Annotated in this window: 21 protein-coding genes; 18 read left to right on the top strand and 3 right to left on the bottom strand. The window is 68.3% G+C overall.

Annotation, left to right across the window (positions count from 1 at the left end; translation table 11 throughout):
• Positions 1–8 precede the first annotated feature (8 nt).
• The gene (locus FS507_RS13105; RefSeq protein WP_145943227.1) at positions 9–1,694 is read right to left on the bottom strand and encodes a hypothetical protein; all 1,686 of its coding nucleotides are present in this window, start codon (positions 1,692–1,694) and stop codon (positions 9–11) included.
• An 89-nt stretch (positions 1,695–1,783) separates the two neighbouring features.
• Between FS507_RS13105 and hisD the strand changes: the two genes are divergently transcribed.
• The 17 genes from hisD to FS507_RS13020 all read left to right on the top strand — a co-directional run bounded on the left by hisD (position 1,784) and on the right by FS507_RS13020 (position 18,348).
• Positions 1,784–3,094 (top strand): histidinol dehydrogenase, encoded by a 1,311-nt coding sequence (gene hisD / locus FS507_RS13100; protein WP_145943226.1) that lies wholly within the window; start codon positions 1,784–1,786, stop codon positions 3,092–3,094.
• Entirely contained in the window at positions 3,094–4,209 is a 1,116-nt protein-coding gene (locus FS507_RS13095) for a histidinol-phosphate transaminase (protein WP_145943225.1), read from the top strand. Before hisD ends, FS507_RS13095 begins: the two co-directional genes overlap by 1 nt.
• Positions 4,206–4,802: an imidazoleglycerol-phosphate dehydratase HisB gene (gene hisB / locus FS507_RS13090; protein ID WP_145943224.1), complete on the top strand. Its 597-nt coding sequence runs from the start codon at positions 4,206–4,208 to the stop codon at positions 4,800–4,802. Before FS507_RS13095 ends, hisB begins: the two co-directional genes overlap by 4 nt.
• Positions 4,799–6,058, top strand: coding sequence for an MFS transporter (locus tag FS507_RS13085; protein ID WP_260853443.1), 1,260 nt, complete (start codon positions 4,799–4,801; stop codon positions 6,056–6,058). Before hisB ends, FS507_RS13085 begins: the two co-directional genes overlap by 4 nt.
• Positions 6,059–6,136: 78 nt before the next feature.
• Positions 6,137–6,790 carry an imidazole glycerol phosphate synthase subunit HisH gene (hisH, locus tag FS507_RS13080; protein ID WP_145943223.1) on the top strand — a complete coding sequence of 218 codons (654 nt, stop codon included), beginning with the start codon at positions 6,137–6,139 and terminating at the stop codon, positions 6,788–6,790.
• A gap of 37 nt (positions 6,791–6,827) precedes the next feature.
• Positions 6,828–7,586 (top strand): bifunctional 1-(5-phosphoribosyl)-5-((5-phosphoribosylamino)methylideneamino)imidazole-4-carboxamide isomerase/phosphoribosylanthranilate isomerase PriA, encoded by a 759-nt coding sequence (gene priA / locus FS507_RS13075; protein WP_145943222.1) that lies wholly within the window; start codon positions 6,828–6,830, stop codon positions 7,584–7,586.
• Positions 7,579–8,577 (top strand): inositol monophosphatase family protein, encoded by a 999-nt coding sequence (locus FS507_RS13070; protein ID WP_145943221.1) that lies wholly within the window; start codon positions 7,579–7,581, stop codon positions 8,575–8,577. The genes priA and FS507_RS13070 overlap by 8 nt, the downstream gene beginning before the upstream one ends.
• Before the next feature lie 7 nt (positions 8,578–8,584).
• Entirely contained in the window at positions 8,585–9,361 is a 777-nt protein-coding gene (hisF, locus tag FS507_RS13065; protein WP_145943220.1) for an imidazole glycerol phosphate synthase subunit HisF, read from the top strand.
• Positions 9,358–9,753, top strand: coding sequence for a phosphoribosyl-AMP cyclohydrolase (gene hisI / locus FS507_RS13060; protein ID WP_145943219.1), 396 nt, complete (start codon positions 9,358–9,360; stop codon positions 9,751–9,753). Before hisF ends, hisI begins: the two co-directional genes overlap by 4 nt.
• Positions 9,746–11,326, top strand: a complete 1,581-nt coding sequence (locus FS507_RS13055; RefSeq protein WP_145943218.1) for an anthranilate synthase component I — start codon at positions 9,746–9,748, stop codon at positions 11,324–11,326. The genes hisI and FS507_RS13055 overlap by 8 nt, the downstream gene beginning before the upstream one ends.
• Positions 11,323–11,985 (top strand): TIGR02234 family membrane protein, encoded by a 663-nt coding sequence (locus tag FS507_RS13050; RefSeq protein ID WP_145943217.1) that lies wholly within the window; start codon positions 11,323–11,325, stop codon positions 11,983–11,985. Before FS507_RS13055 ends, FS507_RS13050 begins: the two co-directional genes overlap by 4 nt.
• Before the next feature lie 86 nt (positions 11,986–12,071).
• Entirely contained in the window at positions 12,072–12,884 is an 813-nt protein-coding gene (gene trpC / locus FS507_RS13045) for an indole-3-glycerol phosphate synthase TrpC (RefSeq protein ID WP_145943216.1), read from the top strand.
• Between the two features lie 30 nt (positions 12,885–12,914).
• Positions 12,915–14,267 carry a tryptophan synthase subunit beta gene (gene trpB, locus FS507_RS13040; RefSeq protein WP_186314687.1) on the top strand — a complete coding sequence of 451 codons (1,353 nt, stop codon included), beginning with the start codon at positions 12,915–12,917 and terminating at the stop codon, positions 14,265–14,267.
• Complete coding sequence (trpA, locus tag FS507_RS13035) at positions 14,264–15,037, top strand: tryptophan synthase subunit alpha (RefSeq protein WP_145943215.1); 774 nt, start codon at positions 14,264–14,266, stop codon at positions 15,035–15,037. The genes trpB and trpA overlap by 4 nt, the downstream gene beginning before the upstream one ends.
• Positions 15,034–15,945, top strand: a complete 912-nt coding sequence (gene lgt / locus FS507_RS13030) for a prolipoprotein diacylglyceryl transferase (protein ID WP_145943214.1) — start codon at positions 15,034–15,036, stop codon at positions 15,943–15,945. The genes trpA and lgt overlap by 4 nt, the downstream gene beginning before the upstream one ends.
• Positions 15,946–15,978: 33 nt before the next feature.
• Positions 15,979–17,394, top strand: coding sequence for a pyruvate kinase (gene pyk, locus FS507_RS13025; protein ID WP_145943213.1), 1,416 nt, complete (start codon positions 15,979–15,981; stop codon positions 17,392–17,394).
• A 57-nt stretch (positions 17,395–17,451) separates the two neighbouring features.
• Positions 17,452–18,348, top strand: coding sequence for a patatin-like phospholipase family protein (locus FS507_RS13020; RefSeq protein ID WP_186314686.1), 897 nt, complete (start codon positions 17,452–17,454; stop codon positions 18,346–18,348).
• 21 nt (positions 18,349–18,369) lie between these two features.
• Here the strand turns inward: FS507_RS13020 and FS507_RS13015 are convergent, their stop codons facing one another.
• Together FS507_RS13015 and FS507_RS13010 are read right to left on the bottom strand one after the other, a co-directional pair.
• Entirely contained in the window at positions 18,370–19,602 is a 1,233-nt protein-coding gene (locus tag FS507_RS13015; protein ID WP_145943212.1) for an amidohydrolase, read from the bottom strand.
• Between the two features lie 15 nt (positions 19,603–19,617).
• Positions 19,618–20,982 (bottom strand): DUF4921 family protein, encoded by a 1,365-nt coding sequence (locus tag FS507_RS13010; protein ID WP_145943270.1) that lies wholly within the window; start codon positions 20,980–20,982, stop codon positions 19,618–19,620.
• Between the two features lie 64 nt (positions 20,983–21,046).
• Between FS507_RS13010 and FS507_RS13005 the strand changes: the two genes are divergently transcribed.
• Positions 21,047–21,433, top strand: a complete 387-nt coding sequence (locus FS507_RS13005) for a hypothetical protein (protein ID WP_145943211.1) — start codon at positions 21,047–21,049, stop codon at positions 21,431–21,433.
• Positions 21,434–21,442 lie beyond the last annotated feature (9 nt).

The following is a 21,442-nucleotide window of genomic DNA, read 5'->3' as shown; positions in this document are numbered from 1 at the left end:
TCCGGCGGTCACTGCCCCCGCAGGTCACGCAGTTCGCGGTATGCCTGCCAGACGGAACCGCCGAGGTCGCCGTCGGACACTCCGGCGGCGTCTGTACCTTCGCTACCGTCGGCCCCCTCGGCAAGCCCCATCTCCTCGGGGGCGAGCAGCAGCTCACCGTGAGCCCGGTCCAGGGCCACGTCACAGGAGGAGTCCTCGCCACGCTCCAGGTACAGCGACGCCGCCGCAACCCAGTTCATCGCCGCACTGCTGTGGTCCCGGGCCTCGGTGAACGAGTGGGCTGCGCGGGTGGCGTACTCCAGGGCGAGGTCCTCACGCCCCGCCTCCTCCCAGATCGCCGACATGTCTTCGTTCCAGTCACCCAGGTGCCAGGAGAACATCGGATCGTCGTCCGCCTCCTCCAGGATCCGGCGTGAGCGTTCCATCAGTTCGACGGCACGGGAGGTGTCGCCGACATTGAGGTGCTCCCTCGCACCGGTACGCAACGCCTGGGCCGCCGCCAGGGGCCGGTCCAGGTCACGGTAGAGCGCGCAACTGCGTTCCAGCAGCCCGGCGGTCACCACATGCTGTCCGGAGGAGGACGCCGCGACACACGCCATCGTCAGGCACGCCAACGTGCGTTCACTGTCGGGAGTGAACATCGACCAGTCTGCCGTCGCCACGGCCAGGGACAGTCCCTCGTCCAGGTTGCCGAGCCCGATCGCGGCGCGGGCCCGGACCGCACGCAGGTTCAGCACAGCGGGGGAGACGGGTGCTCCGGTGGCCGCCTCGTCGACGCGGACGGCCAGGTCGTAGGCTGCAGCGTAGTCCCCCTCGGCGTTGAGCAGCTGGCACGCCTGCTCCGCCCGGTGCATCCCCTCCAGGGGCGCCCCGAGCTCCAGGGCGATCTCCGCGCACTGACGCCAGTGCTCCAGCACGCTGTCATTGTCATCTGCGGTGAGCGCGAAATATCCCAGCAGGTCGTGCGCCTCGTACCGCGTGGTTGGAGCCTCCGACGCCAGCATTGCGGTGGCGACCGCGACCGCCGCATCGATCTCCCCGTCGGCGTGCAGTTGCTGGGCACGGGTCAGTTCCCGGTCCCCGGGGGAGACGGTGCCGACGGTGAACCTGTCCGCCAGCGCCCGGAACACCGGCCGTAGCGGCGCCGTCTCGGGGGTGGCCAGCGATGTGGCACACGTCAAGCCACCCATCGCCGCGAGCGACAGGCAGGTGGCCTGGTGCCGGGGCAGACTGTCACCCGTGATCGTCGGATCGGCGGCCACCGTGGGGCCTTCCGGGGTGGGGCGGAACGACATGATCGCGCCCTGCAGGTCCTCGAGCAGACGGGCTGCGGGCGGCAGCGCCGCGAGGTCGACGCCGTCGGACTCCACGACCATGGCCACCAGGCACAGTGCCGAGTTGGCGAGGGCCGCCGAGGCATGGTCGTCGTTGTCCCTGGCGAGGTGGCGCCACTCGAACACCGCCTCAGCTGCCTCCTCGTGGAGTTCGAGGCGGTCGGACACCGCCGCGCGCAGGACGTGGAATTCGGTCCGCAGATGTGCGGGGGAGTCCGCCGGGAGATCGGTGTCCGGGTCCGACAACCAGTACAGGGTGCCGAACTGACTGGTGAGACGCCAACTTGTGGCGTGGTCTCCGACGGACGTTGCGGCGACGGACGCCTGCAGCAGGTCGACGAGCGATGGCTGCGATGCCACTGGTGACCCTCCGTCCTTTCTTCACTGTGGTAACGGGCTAGAATCACAACACGTTACCCGTTCACCGACCCTGGAGACGATCCCACGCCATGCTCTCGCGCCTGGACCTGAGGGGCCAGACCCCCTCCACCGCCGAACTACGTCGAATCCTGCCGCGTGGCGGCACCGACATCGACCATGTTCTTCCGGCGGTGACACCGGTCGTGGAGGACGTCCGCGCACGTGGCGCCGAGGCTGCGCTGGAGTACGGCGAGAAGTTCGACCACGTGCGCCCGTCCTCGGTCCAGGTGCCCGCGGAGGTCATCGCCGCGGCGCTGCGCGACCTGGACCCCGCCGTCACCGACGCGCTGCGGGAGGCCATCCGGCGCGTCCGGGCGTTCCACGGGTCGCAGAAGCCGCAGGACGCCTCGGTGGAGGTCGCACCCGGTGGCGTCGTCTCCGAACGGTGGATCCCGGTCAACCGCGTGGGCCTGTACGTCCCGGGCGGCAACGCGGTGTACCCCTCGTCGGTGATCATGAACGTCGTCCCCGCCCAGGAGGCCGGCGTCGGGAGCCTGGTGGTGTCCTCGCCACCCCAGGCGGATTTCGGCGGCTGGCCCCACCCCACCATCCTCGCGGCGTGTTCCCTGCTCGGTGTCGACGAGGTCTGGGCCGTCGGCGGCGGGCAGGCCGTTGCCCTGATGGCCTACGGTGACGCCGACCTGGAGCCGGTCGACATGATCACCGGACCGGGCAATATCTTCGTCACCGCGGCCAAGCGGTTGTGCCGGTCGGTCGTCGGCATCGACTCCGAGGCCGGCCCCACCGAGATCGCCGTGCTCGCCGACGACTCCGCTGACCCGGTGGCCGTGGCCTACGACCTGATCAGCCAGGCCGAGCACGATGTGATGGCCGCCTCGGTGCTGATCACCGATTCACCGGAGTTCGCCGACGCCGTCGACCGGGAAATCGAGGCGCGCTACAAGGTCACCCTCAACGCCGCGCGCGTGGCAGAGGCGCTGACCGGGGAACAGTCCGGCATCATCCTCACCGACAGCCTCGACGAAGCGGTCCGGGTCGCCGACGCCTACGCTGCCGAGCACCTTGAGGTGCAGACCGAGGACTCTGCGGCGGTCGCCGCCCGGATCACCAACGCCGGAGCCGTCTTCGTCGGCCACTACGCGCCGGTGCCGCTGGGCGACTACGCCGCCGGATCCAACCACGTCCTTCCCACGTCCGGCACCGCCCGGCACTCCTCGGGACTGTCCACCCACACCTTCCTCAAGCACGTCGACGTCATCTCCTACGACCGAGAGGCGCTCAAGGAGGTCGCCGACACCGTGACCGCCCTCGCGGACGCGGAGCAGCTGCCCGCCCACGGTGAAGCCGTCCGCGCACGATTCGAGACCCAGGAGCGATGATGACCGACCAGATCACCGTGGCGGACCTGCCGCTGCGCCCCGAGCTGCGTGGAAAGACCGCCTACGGTGCCCCGCAGCTCACCGTGACCAACCAGCTCAACACCAATGAAAACCCCTACCCGCCGAGCGCCGGCCTCGTCGAGGACCTCGTGGCGGAAGTGACGCGCCTGGCCTCGACCCTGAACCGCTACCCGGAACGTGACAGCGTGGAACTTCGCGGGGAGCTGGCGTCCTATGTGAGCCGTCAGACCGGTGTGCAGGTCGGCGTGGAGAACGTCTGGGCCGCCAACGGCTCCAACGAGATCCTGCAGCAGCTGCTGCAGGCGTTCGGCGGGCCCGGGCGCAGCGTCCTCGGATTCACGCCGAGCTACTCGATGCACCCGATCCTCGCCGCCGGGACGCAGACCGAGTTCATCGAGATGGCACGCACGGGCGAGAACTTCGGTATCGACGTCGACGCCGCCGTGCGGGCCATCGGTCAGAAGAAGCCCGACATCGTCTTCGTCACCACCCCCAACAACCCCACCGGTGGGGTGACCTCCGTGGCTGATCTGCGACGGATCCTCGGTGCCGGGCGTGCGGCAGGGTGCATCGTGATCATCGACGAGGCCTACGCCGAGTTCTCGGCCGAACCCAGTGCCACCGAACTGATCGCCGAGTACCCCGCGACACTGGTGGTGTCCCGGACGATGTCCAAGGCCTTCGACTTCGCCGGGGGACGGCTCGGGTACTTCATCGCCGACCCGGCCTTCATCGATGCAGTCATGCTCGTGCGACTGCCGTACCACCTCTCGACGCTGTCGCAGGCGGCGGCGACGGTCGCGCTGCGCCACAGCGACGAGACGCTGGCCACCGTCGATGCACTGCGTGGCGAACGTGACCGGGTGGTCGCGGCCCTGGAGGAACTCGGCTACGGTGTGGTGCCGAGCGAGTCCAACTTCATCTTCTTCGCCGTCCCCGGCGACGCCCACGACATCTGGCGGCGCTTCCTCGACAGCGACGTTCTCATCCGTGACGTCGGTGTCCCCGGCCACCTGAGGATGACGGTCGGGCTCCCGCAGGAGAACGACGCCTTCCTCACCGCCGCCGCAACGATCATCGGAGAACACACGTGAGAACCAGCCGCATCGAACGCACCACGAAGGAATCCTCGATCACCGTCGAGATCAACCTCGACGGGACCGGGGACACCGACATCGCCACCGGCCTTCCCTTCTTCGACCACATGCTCACCGCCTTCGGCTCCCACGGCTGCTTCGACCTGACCGTGCACGCCGACGGTGACATCGACGTCGACGCGCACCACACCGTCGAAGACACCGCCATCGTGCTGGGCCAGGCCATCAACGACGCACTCGGGGACAAGACCGGCATCCGCCGTTTCGCGGACTCCTTCATCCCCATGGACGAGACCCTCGCCCAGGCAGTGGTGGATGTCTCCGGACGACCGTACTTCGTGGGCACCGGCGAGCCGGAGACCATGCTCACCACCGTGATCGGCGGACACTACGCCACCGTGATCAACGAGCACTTCTTCGAGACCCTCGCCTTCAACGCGCGGATCGCCCTGCACGTCCGCTGCCTCTACGGCCGAGACCCGCACCACATCACCGAGGCTGAGTACAAGGCCGTCGCCCGCGCCCTGCGCGCCGCGGTGGAACCGGACCCGCGGGTGACGGGGGTGCCGTCGACGAAGGGGACCCTGTGACCGTTCTCTCTGTCAGGGGCGTTCCCCTGATGCTGCTGAGCGTGTTCTGCGCCTTCCTCGGCTGGTCGCTGCTGCTGCCGGTCATCCCGGTGGCGATGCTCGACGCCGGCTACGGCGACTCCCTGGCAGGCCTGTCCACCGGTGTCTTCATGGCGGCGACGGTGGGCACACAGATCTTCGTCCCCCGGCTGCTGCGCCGGTGGGGGTACGTCCCGGTGATGGTCTCCGGGGCGGTACTGCTCGGAGTGCCCTCCGTGTTCTACCTTATCGACGGTGGATCGTGGCTGGTGCTGGTGGTCTCGGCGATCCGGGGCATCGGATTCGGCGCGGTCACGGTGGCCCAGTCCGCACTGCTCGCTGAACTCGTCCCGGCCCATCAGCTCGGCCGGGCGAACGCCTTCTTCGGCGCATCGATCGGTGTCGGGGAGATCATCGGCTTCACCATCGGGCTGCCGCTCTACACCCACGCAGGCGACCTGGTGTTCCTCGTCGCCGTGGGCTGCGGTGTGATCGGTGGTGCCGGCGCACTCGGCATCCCCGCCCTGCAGGCCGCCAGGGTGAAGAAGGACACCGGGCAGGCACAGCATCGGACGCAGGCCCGTGCGCCGCTGTGGAAGCTCGTCCTCGTCCCTATCGTCGGACTGTGCACCGGTGCGATGGGCTTCGGCGCCTTCTCCACCTTCACCGCCCCCGCCGTCAGTGAGATCGACGCCTCTGCCGCGGCGACCCTGGCCGGGGTGACACTGGCGGTCATCGGCGGTGGCCAGATCCTGGGCCGGACCGTCTCCGGCTGGTGGGCCGACCGGGTCGGGGAGCCGGGACGTCTGGTTGTCTGGGCGTCGTTGTTCGCCGTCGGCGGGATGCTCGCCATGTCGACGCTCATCTTCACGGCACCGACCGGCACCGTCCTGATCACCGGTGCGCTGTGTGCGGCGGCGGTCTTCGGGCTCGGATTCGGTGCGATCCAGTCCGAGACCCTGCTGATGATGTTCTCCCGCATGCCCAAGGAACGGGTCTCGGAGGCATCCGCGATGTGGAACATCGGCTTCGACTCCGGCACCGGCACGGGTTCTTCCGTGCTGGGTGTCGCCGCGACCACCAGCGGTTACGGTGGCGCATTCGTGGTCGGTGCGGGGCTCGTCGGCCTCGGGACCGTCACCCTCGCCGGCGACAGGATCCTGGGCCGCAACCGGGTGGCTGACCACCACAATGTCCGTACCCGGCTGCGGAGCCTACGCCCGGGCAGCGAACCGTAGAGGCAGCACAGGCACAGTCTCCCCGCTTGTGTACCCGGAGCAGCCTGTGAGATACATCGCCTTGTAGGATCACTGACCATGGTGGAAAAAGCATCCCCGACGGTCGCGCTCCTGGACTACGGCTCCGGCAACCTGCGTTCGGCGCAGCGTGCGCTGGAGCACGCCGGAGCGGACGTCACCGTCACGGCCGACCCGGACACCGTCCTGGGCGCCGACGGTCTGCTGGTCCCCGGTGTCGGTAACTTCGCCGCGTGCATGACCGGACTCCGCGCCGTCCACGGGCCGCGGATGATCGGGGAGCGGCTCGCCGGGGGACGCCCCGTGCTCGGCATCTGTGTGGGGATGCAGGTCCTCTTCGACCGCGGTGTCGAAGGCACCGACGGGGTCGGTACCGACGGCTGCGGCGAATGGCCCGGCACCGTGGCGCGCCTGGAGGCGTCCGTCCTGCCCCACATGGGCTGGAACACCGTCGACGCCCCGCAGGACTCCCGGATGTTTGCAGGTGCAGCCGCAGACGAGCGGTACTACTTCGTCCACTCCTACGGTGTCCGGTCCTGGGAACTCGAGACCGACGGCCACACCGTGGCACCGACGGTGACCTGGGCCACCCACGAGGACTGCCGGTTCGTCGCCGCCGTCGAGAACGGACCGCTGTGGGCGACCCAGTTCCACCCGGAGAAGTCCGGGGAGGCCGGCGCCCGGCTGCTCCGGAACTGGCTCGCCACGCTCTAGAACGACCCGCCTCGAATCACGCGATAGGATATTTCACATGACTCTTACTCTGCTGCCCGCCGTTGATGTCGCCGATGGTCAGGCGGTCCGCCTCGTCCAGGGAGCCGCAGGCACCGAGACCAGCTACGGCGCCCCACTCGACGCCGCCCTGGCCTGGCAGAACGCAGGCGCGGAATGGGTGCATCTCGTCGACCTGGACGCGGCGTTCGGTAAGGGCAGCAACTTCGACCTGCTCAACGAGGTCATCGGCAGGCTGGACGTGAACGTCGAACTCTCCGGGGGCATCCGGGACGACGCCTCGCTGGAGCGTGCCCTGTCCACAGGGTGCCGTCGCGTGAACATCGGCACCGCCGCACTGGAGGACCCGGACTGGTGCGAGAAGATCATCGCCGAGCACGGCGACCGCGTCGCCATCGGTCTGGACACCCGGCAGGTCGACGGTGAGTGGCGCCTGCGGGGACGCGGGTGGGTCTCCGACGGCGGCGACCTGTGGGAGGTCCTCGAACGGCTCGACGCGCAGGGCTGCTCCCGTTTCGTGGTCACCGACGTCTCCCGTGACGGCATGCTCAACGGCCCGAACATCGACCTGCTGCGCGACGTCGCGGCGGCGACCTCCGCGCCGGTGGTGGCGTCCGGCGGAATCTCCAGCCTGGACGACCTCCGGGCCCTTGCCGGTGTCGTGGACGAGGGTGTGGACTCCGCCATCGTCGGCAAAGCACTCTACGCGGGGAAGTTCACCCTGGAAGAGGCACTGGTGGCGGCCCGCGGGGAGACACAGGCGGTGCCCGGTGAGTGACGAGATCGACACCCGGGCGCTGCTGGCCGTCGCCGAGGCCGCCGTCGATGAAGCGGAGACGACGTTCTCCGCCGCCGTCGGTGCCGAGCCCTCCGTGATGAAGAGCCCCGGTGACTTCGCCACCGAGGCCGATCTCAGTGTGGAACGCCAGCTACGGCACCTGTTGACCAGCTACACCGGTCTGCCCGTCCACGGCGAGGAGTACGGGGTGGTACGCCCCGGCGAACCGGTCGAGATCAACCCCAACGACGACAAGGCCGATGACCTCGACGGGCCGCGTCGCGACCGGTCGGAACCCGGGCCACGGGCCACCGACGCCGACACCCTCGACCGCGCAGACGCCGACAAGAACCCCGGTCTCGACGAACTCCCGGAGACCTGCTGGGTCGTCGACCCGATCGACGGTACCGCGAACTATGCCGTGGGTAACCCGTTCTGCTGCATCCTGGTCTCCCTGGTCCACAGGGGAGAGGCGGTTGTCGCGGTCACCGAGATGCCTCTGCTGGGCCAGCGCATCACCGCACGCAAAGGCCACGGACTCTACGTCGACGGGCACCCTGCGCGTCCGATGCTGCCGTCCGACCCCGGGGTGACGCAGATCAGCTTCGGCTCGATCCTGTCCCAACGGCGCGGTAACCTCCCGATCTCGTACCGTCAGGACATGCTCAACGCCATCGGCCGGACGTACCCGCGCATGCGCGTCACCGGTTCCTGCGGGATCGACCTGGCCTTCACCGCCGCCGGGATCTTCGGCGGCACCGTCACCTTCAGCCCGAATCTCTGGGACAACGCCGCCGGCATGCTGCTTGTGCGTGAGGCCGGGGGAGTGGTCACCGACTTCAACGGTGACCCGTGGCGTCCCGGCGTGTCCGGCCTGGTGGCCGGCGAACCCGAGGTCCATTCGATCCTGCTGGACCACATCCGTTCGGTGCCGATCGGCACCGCCGCACGAAACGCCCAGGAGATCATGGACCGGGGAGGAATAAGGTGACTGACCGATGAGTGTTGCAGTACGGGTCATCCCGTGTCTCGACGTCGACGACGGACGTGTGGTCAAGGGCGTGAACTTCCTGAACCTCAGGGACGCCGGCGACCCCGTCGAACTCGCCGCACGCTACGACGCCGAAGGTGCCGACGAACTGACCTTCCTCGACGTCTCGGCGTCGAAGGCGGGACGTGGCACGATGCTCGACGTGGTACGTCGGACCGCAGACCAGGTGTTCATCCCGCTGACCGTCGGTGGCGGAGTCCGCTCCGAGGAGGACGTGGACCAGCTCCTGCGTGCCGGGGCCGACAAGGTCTCGGTGAACACCTCGGCCATCCACCGCCCGGAACTGCTCCGGGAACTCTCCGCCCGCTTCGGGGCCCAGTGCATCGTCCTGTCCGTCGACGCCCGTCGCGTCCCCGAGGGCGGGGCGCCCCAACCCAGCGGTTTCGAGGTGACCACCCACGGCGGCTCCCGGTCCGCCGGTATCGACGCGGTCGAATGGGCCGTGCATGGCCAGGAACTCGGGGTGGGTGAGATCCTGCTGAATTCCATGGACGCCGACGGTACACGCGACGGCTTCGACCTCGACCTGCTCTCGCTGGTGCGTCAGGCCGTGAGTATCCCGGTCATCGCCTCGGGTGGTGCGGGCTCGGTCGGTGACTTCCCGCCCGCCGTGGAGGCAGGGGCGGACGCGGTGCTCGCGGCCTCCGTCTTCCACTTCGGTGACATCGCCATCACCGAGGTCAAGGACGCGATGGCGGAGCAGGGGATCGAGGTCCGGCGATGAGCGCGGTGACCACCGACGACGACATCCGCCGCGTCGACCTCGACCCTGCTGTCGCGGCCCGTCTCGCACCCAACGACGCGGGGCTGGTGGCCGCCGTGGTGCAGGAGAAGGCGACCGGAGACGTCCTGATGCTCGCCTGGATGGACGACCACGCCCTGGCGCACACCCTCGCCACCCGCAGAGCGACCTACTGGTCGCGGTCCCGGAACGAGTACTGGGTCAAGGGGGAAACCTCCGGGCACACCCAGTACGTCCACGAGGTGCGTCTCGACTGCGACGGCGACACCGTCCTGCTGACCGTCGACCAGACCGGCGGTGCATGCCACACCGGGGACCACACCTGCTTCGACGCCGACCGGCTGCTCCAGCCTGAAAGACCAGTTGATGACTGACCAGAATGACAGAGTCGACTCCGCCGACCCCTACCAGACCACGAGTTTCGACACATTCCGGCGCCTGGCCGCACGCAACCGCGTCGTCCCGGTCGCACGTAAGATCCTCGCCGACGGGGAGAGCGCGCTGAGTGCGTACACCAAACTTGCCGGGGACCGTCCCGGGACGTTCCTCTTCGAGTCGGCGGCACCGGGGCAGTCCTGGTCACGTCATTCCTTCATCGGTACCGGCGCGCGGTGCGCGCTGACGGCGAAGAACGGCGACGTCCGCTGGATCGGCACTCCGCCGGCCGGTGTACCGGAAGGTACCGACCCGCTCGCCGTGATCCGTGAGAGCCTGGAGCTGCTGCACACCGACCCGATGCCCGGTCTACCCACGCTGACGTCCGGCCTGGTCGGCTACATGGGCCACGACGTGATCCGCTACATCGAGGACATCCCCGACACCTGCACCGACGACCTGCAGGTCCCCGACATGGTGCAGTTGCTCGCCGACACCCTCGCTGTCATGGACCACCACGAGGGCACGGTCTGGCTCATCGCCAACGCGGTGAACTGGGACGGCTCCGACGACCGGGTGGAGGGCGCCTACGCCGACGCCGTGGCCCGGGTCGACGAGATGGAACGCCGCCTGGCCTCGGGCGCCCACCTGCCCTCGGCGACGTTCTCGACACCGGCCCCGCAGCCGCGCCGCCAGCGTGCCCTGGAGGACCACAAGGCCCGTATCGAGACCTGCAAGGAACACATCCGGGCCGGTGACGCCTTCCAGATCGTCCTGTCGCAGCGGTTCGAACTCGACACCGACGTGCCGGGGCTGGACATCTACCGCATGCTGCGGGTGTCCAACCCCAGCCCGTACATGTTCCTGCTCAACGTCCCGGACGACTCCTTCACCGAGACGGCGTTCCAGATCATCGGATCCTCGCCGGAGTCGCTGGTCCAGGTCTCCGACGGCAGGGTGACCACCTTCCCCATCGCCGGGTCCCGTCCCCGGGGCGCGACCTTCGAGGAGGACGAGCTCATGGAGAAGGAGCTCGTCAACGACGAGAAGGAGAACTCGGAGCACCTGATGCTGGTTGACCTGGGTCGTAACGACGTCGGCCGGGTCTGTGCACCGGGCACGGTGGAGGTCCACGACTTCCGCCACGTGGAACGCTACAGCGCCATCATGCACCTGGTCTCCGGGGTCAGCGGTCGCCTCGCCGAGGGCAGGACCGCGCTCGACGCCTTCGTCGGCACCTTCCCGGCCGGCACCCTCTCCGGCGCCCCCAAGCCGTCGGCCCTGATGATCATCGATGAACTGGAGGACACACGCCGAGGTGTCTACGGTGGGACCGTGGGCTACTTCGACTTCTCCGGGAACGCCGACCAGGCGATCGCCATCCGTACCGGCCTGTACAAGGACGGGACGGTGTACGTGCAGGCCGGTGGCGGCATCGTCGCCGATTCCGACCCTGATGCCGAGGACGAGGAAACCAGGAACAAGGCCCTGGCTGTGCTCCGTGCCGTCGCCGCAGCGGAGACGATGGTCGACGTGGCCACCACCGGGGCCGACATGGAGGTCGACCAGTGAAACGTCTCGGTGGGCGAAGCCTCGCGCTCCTGCTGACGGTCCTCAGCGCCGCAGGACTCTGGGGCGCCGGGCAGATGACCTGGCTGACCGTGACCGTCGAGGACGACAAGAGCGGTGAGTCGGTCAAGACCATCATCGGGTCTGTGTGGGACGCCGCTGGAACTCCACTGGCTCTGGCGATGCTCGCCGCGATGATCCTGTCGATGGCCCTGCAACCCCTGGCACGGCGCATCCTGGGTGGGATCTCCGCCCTGCTCGCCGCTGTCGCCGGCGTCGCCGCCGTGATGCTGCTCTCCGGGGAACCGGACCTGGGGAGGGCGCAGTCCCTGCTGGTCAGCGGTGCGGGGACACAGCGTGAGTCCGACCCCGTGCAGATCTCGGAATGGGCTGTCGTCCTGGACGGACACGTGCACACCGCCCCGGTCGTCCTGTTCCTGGCTGCGGCCGCCCTGGGCGTCGTCGGCGGTGTGCTGCTGGCCATGAAACCGGGTGCGGCCCGGTCAGGGCACAGCAAGTACGAGACGCCGGAGGCCCGCCGCGAGGGCGTGGAGAAGGACCTGGACGACAACCCCGGTTCCGGGCGCGTCCTGTGGGACGCCCTCGACGCCGGGGTGGACCCCACTGACCGTGACCCAGGCGACGGTGACCGCCGGGTGTGACGGCCACATCACCCCGATGTCACCGTCACGCGTGCGCGGGGATAGCATGGAAGTTCGTTTAGAGACCTGACCTGCCGGGAGGAAAGATGGCAACCGTACTCGACGAGATCATCGCCGGGGTGCTCGAGGACACCGCGCGGCGCGAGTCCGCGGTCCCGTTCGCCGAGATCAAGGCGATGTCCCGGGACATGCCGCCCGCCCTCGACGCCCGCGCGGCACTGGGTGGCTCCGACGTGAGCGTGATCGCCGAGGTCAAGAGGGCCAGCCCGTCGAAGGGACATCTCGCCGACATCCCCGAGCCCGAGATTCTGGCCAGCGCCTACGCCGCCAACGGTGCAGCGGTGATCAGCTGTCTCACCGAAGAGCGCCGGTTCCGCGGTTCACTGGCCGACTTCGACAAGGTCAGGGCCTCGGTCGACGTCCCGCTGCTGCGCAAGGACTTCACCGTCAACCCGTACCAGGTGCACGAGGCCCGGGCCCACGGTGCCGACGTCGTCCTGCTCATCGTCGCGGCACTGGAACAGGACCGGCTCGCCGCCCTGCTGGACCGCACCGAGTCGCTGGGGATGACCGCGCTGGTGGAGGTCCACTCCGAGGAGGAGGCCGAGCGTGCGCTCGCCGCGGGCGCCTCGGTGATCGGTGTCAACGCCCGTAACCTGAAGACCCTCGAGGTTGATCCCGGGGTGTTCAGCAGGATCGTTCCCCAGCTGCCGGACTCCGTCATCAAGATCGCCGAATCCGGGGTGCGCAACACCACCGACATGCAGGCCTACGCCACCGCCGGGGCCGATGCGATCCTGGTCGGTGAAGGACTGGTGACCGCCGCCAACCCGGGACAGGCGTGCCGCGCCCTCGTCGCCGCCGGACAGCACCCCGCGTTCCGACCGGACCCGAAGTAGCCGGGGGCACGTAAGGTACAGTTCCTGGGTGTGAGTACACCATCCGGGAACGACAAGAGTGACTTCAAGAACACGCTCAACCTGCCCACTGCGGGGGAGGTCCTCGCCGTGCCGACGGCGCACGACGCGGACGACAACGGTCACTGGGGAAACTACGGCGGACGGTACATTCCTGAAGCACTGATGGCCGTCATCGAGGAGATCCAGGACTCCTGGGCTAAGGCGCGTGCGGACCAGGAGTACCTCGACGAGCTCGACGACCTGCACCGCACCTACACGGGACGTCCGTCGCCGTTGTACTACGGCGCCCGGTTCTCCGACGCCGTCGGTGCCGACGTGTGGTTCAAGCGGGAGGACCTGAACCACACCGGGTCGCACAAGATCAACAACGTCCTCGGTCAGGTTCTGCTGGCCAAGCGCATGGGCAAGGCGAACGTCATCGCCGAAACCGGTGCCGGCCAGCATGGTGTGGCCACCGCCACCGCCTGCGCGCTGCTCGGCCTGGACTGCCGGATCTACATGGGTCAGGTGGACGCCCGGCGCCAGGCCCTCAACATCGCCCGGATGCGGCTCCTCGGCGCCGAGGTCATCGAGGTGACGGTGGGGTCAGCGACGCTGAAGGACGCCATCAACGAGGCGATGCGCTACTGGGTGTCCCACGCCGATGACACCTACTACTGCTTCGGCACCGCCGCCGGACCCCACCCGTTCCCCGAGATGGTGCGCGACCTGCAGCGCATCATCGGTGTGGAGGCCCGTGCGCAGATCCTCGCCGGGGCGGGACGCCTGCCGGACGCGGTCATGGCCTGCGTCGGAGGCGGATCGAATGCCATCGGGCTGTTCCACCCCTTCATCGACGACGAGGGGGTTGAGCTCATCGGAGCTGAAGCCGGCGGCGACGGTGTCGAGACGGGCCGGCACGCCGCACCGATCACCGTGGGGTCGGAAGGAGTCTTCCAGGGGGCCTTCGCCGCACTGATGCAGAACGAGGACGGCCAGATCACCGAGTCGCACTCCATCTCCGCGGGACTGGACTACCCCGGGGTAGGCCCCGAGCATTCCTTCCTGGCCACCCAGGGGAGGGCCGAGTACCTGCCTGTCACGGACACCGAGGCCATGGAGGCTTTCCGTCTGCTGACCCGTACCGAGGGCATCATCCCGGCGATCGAGTCCGCCCATGCCGTCGCACTGGCGGTGAAGGTCGGTGCACAGTACGCCGACGGGACCCGGACCACGGAGCACAGGGAGCGCCCACTGTTCATCGTCAACGTCTCCGGTCGCGGTGACAAGGACGTCGACACCGCCGCGACCTGGTTCGGCATGCACCCCGAGCAGTCGGACGAGGAACAGGGTGAGGCACTGGACGAGGAGAACAACCGATGAGCAGACTGTCCGACATCTTCTCCGGAGCCAGGGACGAGGGCCGGGCGGCACTCGTCGGCTATCTCCCCGCGGGCTACCCGACGGCCGAGGCATCCGTGGAGCTGGTGACCACGTTGTCCCGCTACGCCGACCTCATCGAGGTCGGGATCCCGTTCACCGACCCGATGATGGACGGCCCGACGATTCAGGAGGCGGCGACGACCGCACTCGACGCCGGTTTCCGGGTGAAGGACACCTTCACCGTGGTCCGTGCCATCACCGACGCCGGTGGTGACGCCGTCATCATGAGCTACTGGAACCCGATCCTGCAGTACGGCCCGGAGAGGTTCGCCGAGGAGCTGGCCGCCGCCGGTGGACTCGGGTCGATCATCCCGGACCTTCTGCCCGAGGAGTCGGCGCGGTGGAATGACGCGTGCAGGACCAACGGACTCGACAACGTCTACCTCGTCGCACCGTCCACCACACCCGAACGCCTGGACCTCACCGTCAAGGCCGGTGGTGGATTCATCTACGCGCAGTCGCACATGGGTGTCACCGGTGCACAGGACGACGTCTCCGCCGACGCCCGGGATCTTGTGGCCCGGACCCGCGCCGCCACGGACCTGCCCGTCGCCGTCGGCCTCGGGGTGAAGACCGGGGACCACGCCGCCGCAATCGCCGAGTACGCCGACGGGGTCATCGTCGGGTCCGCCCTGATCTCAGCGGCGGCGTCAGGAACGGCGGCCCTGGAGACACTGGCCTCGGACCTCTACGAGGGGGTCCGCCGGTGACCACCGACATCCTCGCCGCCATCCCGTCGCCTCCGCAGGGTGTGTGGCACCTCGGACCGGTGGCGGTCCGTGCCTACGCCCTGTGCATCCTGCTCGGCATCGTCGTCGCGGTGTACTGGACCGTGCGTCGCTACGTCGCGCGGGGAGGACGTGCGGAGACCGTGATCGACAGTGCGATCGCCGCCGTGCCCGCAGGCATCATCGGTGGCCGGATCTACCACGTCATCACCGACCACCACCTCTACTTCGGTGAGGGGCGGAACTGGGTCGACGCCTTCAAGATCACCAACGGCGGTCTAGGCATCTGGGGCGCGGTACTCGGCGGCGGGCTCGCGGTGTGGGCCATCCTGGCCTACAAGAAGGTGCCGCTGGCGCCCTTCGCCGACGCCGTGGCCCCGCCGATCCTGCTTGCCCAGGCCATCGGGCGTCTGGGCAACTGGTTCAACCAGGAGCTGTACGGCGGGGAGTCTGACGCGCCGTGGGCGCTGGAGATCTACCGCCGGGTCGACGAGAACGGCAACATCGACCAGATGAACGGTGTCTCGGACGGGTTCGTCCTGGCCACCGTGCAGCCCACGTTCCTCTACGAACTGCTGTGGAGCCTGCTGGTCGTGGTGCTGCTGGTCGTCGCCGACCGTCGGTTCCGGCTCGGCGGGGGACGGGTGTTCATGCTGTACGTGGCCGGCTACACCTTCGGCCGCTTCTTCATCGAACTGATCCGCACCGACGCTGCGACGACCGTCTTCGGTGACATCCGGATCAACAGCGTGGTGTCCGCCGTGGTGTTCATCGGTGCCGTCGTCCTGTTCGTCGTGACGCGCTCACGGACTCGGGAAACCCCCGAGTACGTCGCCGGACCCGCCGCTGAGACGGACGCAGGGACGGACGAGGAGCCGACCCTGCAGTAGCGGGCACCGGGGGACGGGGTTATCCTCGGACAGGTGAGTAGACGCACCAAGATCGTATGCACCCTGGGCCCGGCAGTGGCCTCCGCGGACAAAATCCGTGAACTCGTTCTGGCGGGGATGAATGTCGCCCGGCTGAACTTTTCGCACGGTGAGCACGCGGATCACCAGCAGAACTATGAGTGGGTCCGCCAGGCCGCGGAGGAGACCGGCCGCTCGGTCGGTGTGCTCGCCGACCTGCAGGGCCCCAAGATCCGGCTCGGCCGTTTCGCCGAGGAGAAGACCTACTGGGAGACCGGCGAGGAGATCCGGATCACCGTCGACGACGTGTCCGGCACCCACGACCGCGTGTCGACGACCTACAAGCAGCTCGCCAGGGACGCCCGTCCCGGCGACCGGCTGCTCGTCGACGACGGGAAGGTCGGGCTCGTCTGCAAGTCCGTCGAGGGGAACGACGTCGTGTGCGAGGTCGTCGAAGGCGGCCCCGTCTCCAACAACAAGGGTGTGTCCCTGCCGGGGATGAACATCTCCGTTCCCGCGCTCTCGGAGAAGGACATCGCAGACCTGCGTTTCGCCCTGACCATGGGTGCCGACGTCATCGCACTGTCTTTCGTCCGCTCACCGGCGGACGTCGAGCTCGTCCACGAGATCATGGATGAGGTGGGTCGGCGCGTGCCCGTCATCGCGAAACTCGAGAAGCCGGAGGCCGTCGACGCTCTCGAGCCGATCATCCTCGCCTTCGACGCCATCATGGTCGCCCGCGGTGACCTCGGTGTCGAGGTCCCGCTGGAAGAGGTGCCCCTGGTGCAGAAGCGGGCGGTCCAGATCGCCCGCGAGAACGCCAAGCCGGTGATTGTCGCCACCCAGATGCTGGACTCGATGATCGAGAACTCCCGCCCCACCCGCGCCGAAGCATCCGACGTGGCCAATGCGGTGCTCGACGGTGCCGACGCCGTCATGCTCTCCGGCGAGACCTCCGTCGGCAAGTACCCGGTGGACACGGTCAAGACCATGTCCCGGATCGTCACCGCCGCCGAGATCGACGGTGAGGTTCCTCCGCTGTCCCACGTTCCGCGCACCAAGCGCGGTGTGATCAGCTTCGCCGCCAAGGACATCGGCGAGCGGCTCAACGCCCGTGCCCTGATCGCCTTCACCGCCTCCGGTGACACCGCCCGCCGTGTCGCACGTCTACGCTCAGACCTGCCGCTGCTGGTGTTCACCCCGTCCCAGGAGGTCCGCAATCAGCTCGCCCTGACCTGGGGCGCGGAGTCCTACCTGACCAATGAGGTGTCCACCACCGACGAGATCATGCAGGAGGTGGACTCGATCCTGCTGGGACAGGCCGGCTTCACCCGCGAGGACGCGGTCGTCATCGTGGCAGGCTCGCCCCCCGGCACCGAGGGAAACACCAACATGATCCACGTGCACCTTCTCGGGGAGGACACCGCCTAGGGGCGGTACATCCCGGAATTGACGTAGCTGACAGAGGCGAAGGAGGCCTGACCGCAGATGATCGACGCACGCGACACCGCACTGCTGCTGGAGGGTGGGGGCATGCGGGCCTCCTACAGCGCCGGAACCATGGATGTCCTCATGGAACACGACGTCCGGTTCGGTTGGGTCGGGGGAGTGTCGGCCGGTGCGTCACACCTGGTCAGCTACCTCAGTGGTGAACGGGACCGACTGCGCCACAGTTTCGTCGACTTCGCGACGGACCCGCACTTCGGTGGCTGGACGTGGCTGCTGCGGGGGAAGGGCTACTTCAACGCGGAATACATCTACGGTCAGGCGCCTACCCTTGACCTTCCTCGTCCGTACGATGCCCGGCAGGTCCTCGACGGGGACACGGAGTTCCGTATCTGCGCCACCCGGGCCGACAACGGCGACCCGGTCTACTGGGGGCGTGAGGACATCACCTCCGGTGCGGAACTGATGGACCGGGTCAGGGCGTCCTCGACGATCCCTTTCGCGATGCCCGTGCCCCGCATCGACGGGGTACCCTATGTCGACGGCGCGCTGGGCCCGTCGGGTGGCATTCCTCTGGAGGCCGCGCTCGCGGACGGGTACGACCAGTTCTTCGCCGTCCTGACCCACCCACGGGGCTATGTGAAACCACCGATGGGCAAGACGAAGGTGTGGCGCACCCTGCTGCGCCGGTACCCGGCGGTGGCGGAGGCCCTCGTCACCCGCCACATCCGCTACAACGCCACGATGGACCGCCTGTACGCGCTGGAGCGGGCCGGGCGGGCGTTCCTCCACTTCCCGGAGGACGAGGCGCCGGTGAGCTCCACGGAGCGCAAGGTCGACGTCCTGCGTGACTCGCTGCACCGGGGGACGGAGCAGGCACGGCGGGACTGGTCTGCCATGGACGATTTCCTGGGGCGTCCGGCGGTCCCGACGGCCTGACTGGCCCGCCCCGGGGCGGGGTCAGGAGCGCCAGAGGTAGGCCAGCACTCCGGCGACGGCGGACCGCGTCGCGGCACCCACGGTGCCGGCCGCGGGCAGGAAGTGCGGCGAGTGGTTCCCGGGGATGTCCTGTGCCACCCGGTCAGCGGTCACCGCGGCAGCCCACTCGTCCCGGTCGGTGCACCCGGTCAGCCAGAATTCGTAGGGGACCCCGAAGTGCCGCGGAATCTCGGAGAAGTCCTCTGACGCTGTCCACCGCGACGCGTCCTGTGACCGGTCGCCGAACACGGCGTCGAAGACCGGGCGGACGGTCTCGTGCACGGTGCTGTCGTTGTCGGTGAGCTCCCCGCGGGCCGAGTAGACGATATCGGCGGGCTGTGGTGTCCCGGATGCCGTGCACTCAGCCTGGATCACCCGCTCGATGGCCGCATAGGTGCGGTCCCGCACCCCGGTGTCGTAGAAACGGCAGTTGAGCACGAGGGTCGCGGTGTCGGGGATGGTGTTGTTCGTGTGGCCGGCGGTGAGCGTCCCCACCGAGACCACCGCGAAGTCGTCCGCGGCGACCTCACGGCCCACGATGCCCTGGAGTCGGACCACGATCATGGCGGCGAGGAACGTCGGGTCGATCGAGTTGTGGGGTGCTGAGGCATGTGACGAGACCCCGTGCAGCGTCACCGTGATGGTGTCGCAGGCGGCCATGACCGGGCCGGCGGCGGAGAAGACCGTCCCGACCGGTCCTGGCATCACATGCTGCCCGAGACAGACGTCTGGGGCGGGGATCCGCTGAGCCAGCCCGTCCTCGATCATGGAGGTCGCCCCGCGGGTCACCTCCTCCGCCGGCTGGAACAGGGCGATGAACGTGCCGGACCAGGCGTCCTGCCGGGCGTCCATGATCTCGCACAGACTCATCAGGGCGGTGGTGTGCACGTCGTGCCCGCAGGCGTGCATCACGCCCGGGTTCTGGGAGGCATAGGGGGCACCGGTGTCCTCGGTCACCGGCAGTGCATCGAAGTCGGCCCGGTAGAGCACGGTCGGGCCGTCGCCGTTGCGCCACACCGCAGTGATCCCGTGTCCCCCGATACCCGAGGTCACCTCGGCTCCGAGTGACTCCAGGCGCTGCAGGATGTGCGCGGCCGTCTGCTCCTCGTGTTCACTGAGTTCAGGATGCTGATGCATCCAGGTGTAGAAGTCGCCTGCCCAGGACAGGTCGACACCGTGGTTGTCGATGAACTCCGCGATCCCGCTGCTACTCATGGGGGACAATTCTAGCTACCGGACCGCCGGGTTGTACCGCAGGGAGTTGCGTTGGAAGTCGATCTCGTCGCCGAGCCGGATGCCTGGTGCCAGTCGACCCTGGTCACGGGCGTCCTCGAGGCGCGCGAGGACCTTGGCCTTCAGACCCGCCGGGCTGAGGGTGTTGATGAAGATCTTCGTCCCTCCCTCGAACCCGGCCATGGTGGAGTCACGCCACTTGATCATGATGCGCCACGGCATCGGGACGTCGACGTCCAGAGGCCGGTGCAGCCACTCCTCGTTGGACGGCATGTGCGGTCCGGCGGCCACATGGCAGGCATGGACGAGGTCGGCCATTGCGTCGCGTTCCTCACCGCTGATCAGCCAGGGCTCGGTGGTGCCGGAGCGGGAGAAGACCTCGAGTGTGGGCCACCGGTGACCGAATCCTGCGAATGCGACGGCGTGGTCGTTCTCGGCGACGATGAGGTTGTGGTGCCCGGCGTAGTCCACCGCCCACTGGTTGTACATGTTCGGGTTCGCCCGGACCTGGGCGATCTCCGTCTCATTCTGCAGACCGTGCTCGTCGATGGCCACGAGTTGCTTGTGCAGGTGCTCGATCGACGCACCGGCGGGCTCCAGCCAGTTCTGGAAGGCCGCGACGTAGCGGACGTACGGGTTCGCCCGGTAGAGCCGGTCCATCGCGTCGACGGTGAAGGCGATGTAGAGCCGGTGGTCCGACCAGCTCATCTCACCGGAGCTGAGCAGCTGGTCACTCCGGGTGGCACCGGGGACGTAGTGGTCGCGGGCGAGGATGATGTCATGACCGCCGCCGAACAACGGCCCCCCGAGTTCATTGACACTCTGGACGGCCCTGTCCCCGGTGAACAGTGCCTCGATCTCGTCGGCGGGACGCCCGGCGGCTTCCATCCGGATACGTAGGAGACGTTCGACGTGCTCCCGTCCCTCCGGCTCGGAGAGGTACTCGGCCATGTGACGGGCCGCGGTGGCGTCCATCCGGTGCCCGTAGTTCACCAGCCAGTAGTCGTAGGTCAGGATCTCGTAGAGGTTCGCGACGCGTCGGAACAGCGGATCAGTCTCGGAGAGGTCGGAGACGGTGAGGCCGCGCAGGATGCGGGGGTCACCGTTGTCGTCGATGACCATCCGGGCCTTCTCAGGAGTGGTTCTGAGCAGATCGGCGATCCCGAAATCGGTCTGGTTGTCACGGTTGTCGTCGGTGATGTCGAAGACGTCCTCGGGACGTTCCCGGACGGGACGGTGACCGCGACTGGGCACGGTCCACACTTCCGTCCCGGAGAACGGGTTGACTTGTTTGATGGTGCCGTCCGGCAGTGTCGTCAGCGGGGGCACCGGTGCTGGGGAGATGGAGGAGTGGCCGATCACAGTTACCCAACAGTAGTCGCTCGGACCCTGGCCGTGGGAGCGAGTCAGTGCTTTACTGGTGCCCATGCCTCAGATCGTGTTCAAGATCCTTTCCACCGCCGACCAGCGCGACAGCATCGTCGACGATGTCCGCCACCTGCTGGACCTCAACGCCGAGGTTCTCACCGCCGACCTGGAGGTGTCGACCGGAACTGCGGCCGACAGCAGTCTCGAGGAGGTGTGGCGTGACTACGGATTCGCCGACGACGCAGAGAACGCCGGACAGGCCCCGGAGCCTGCGACCATCACGGTGGACGTGACCAGGCATGACGGCAGTATCAGTGCACTGACCGCCCGGTTGTCCGATGTTCTGGTCACCCGGGACAAGCAGCCTGCCGAACAGCTGTTCCAGCAGGTCCTCGACGACCCCGGCACCCCACGGGTGCCGTGGCACGTCGACATCCGCCCCTGAGGGCGACGT

This window comes from Corynebacterium glyciniphilum AJ 3170, assembly GCF_007673095.1.
Lineage (GTDB): Bacteria > Actinomycetota > Actinomycetes > Mycobacteriales > Mycobacteriaceae > Corynebacterium.
The sequence above is the reverse complement of the archived record's forward strand: the minus strand, read 5'-3'. Positions and strand labels throughout refer to the sequence as shown.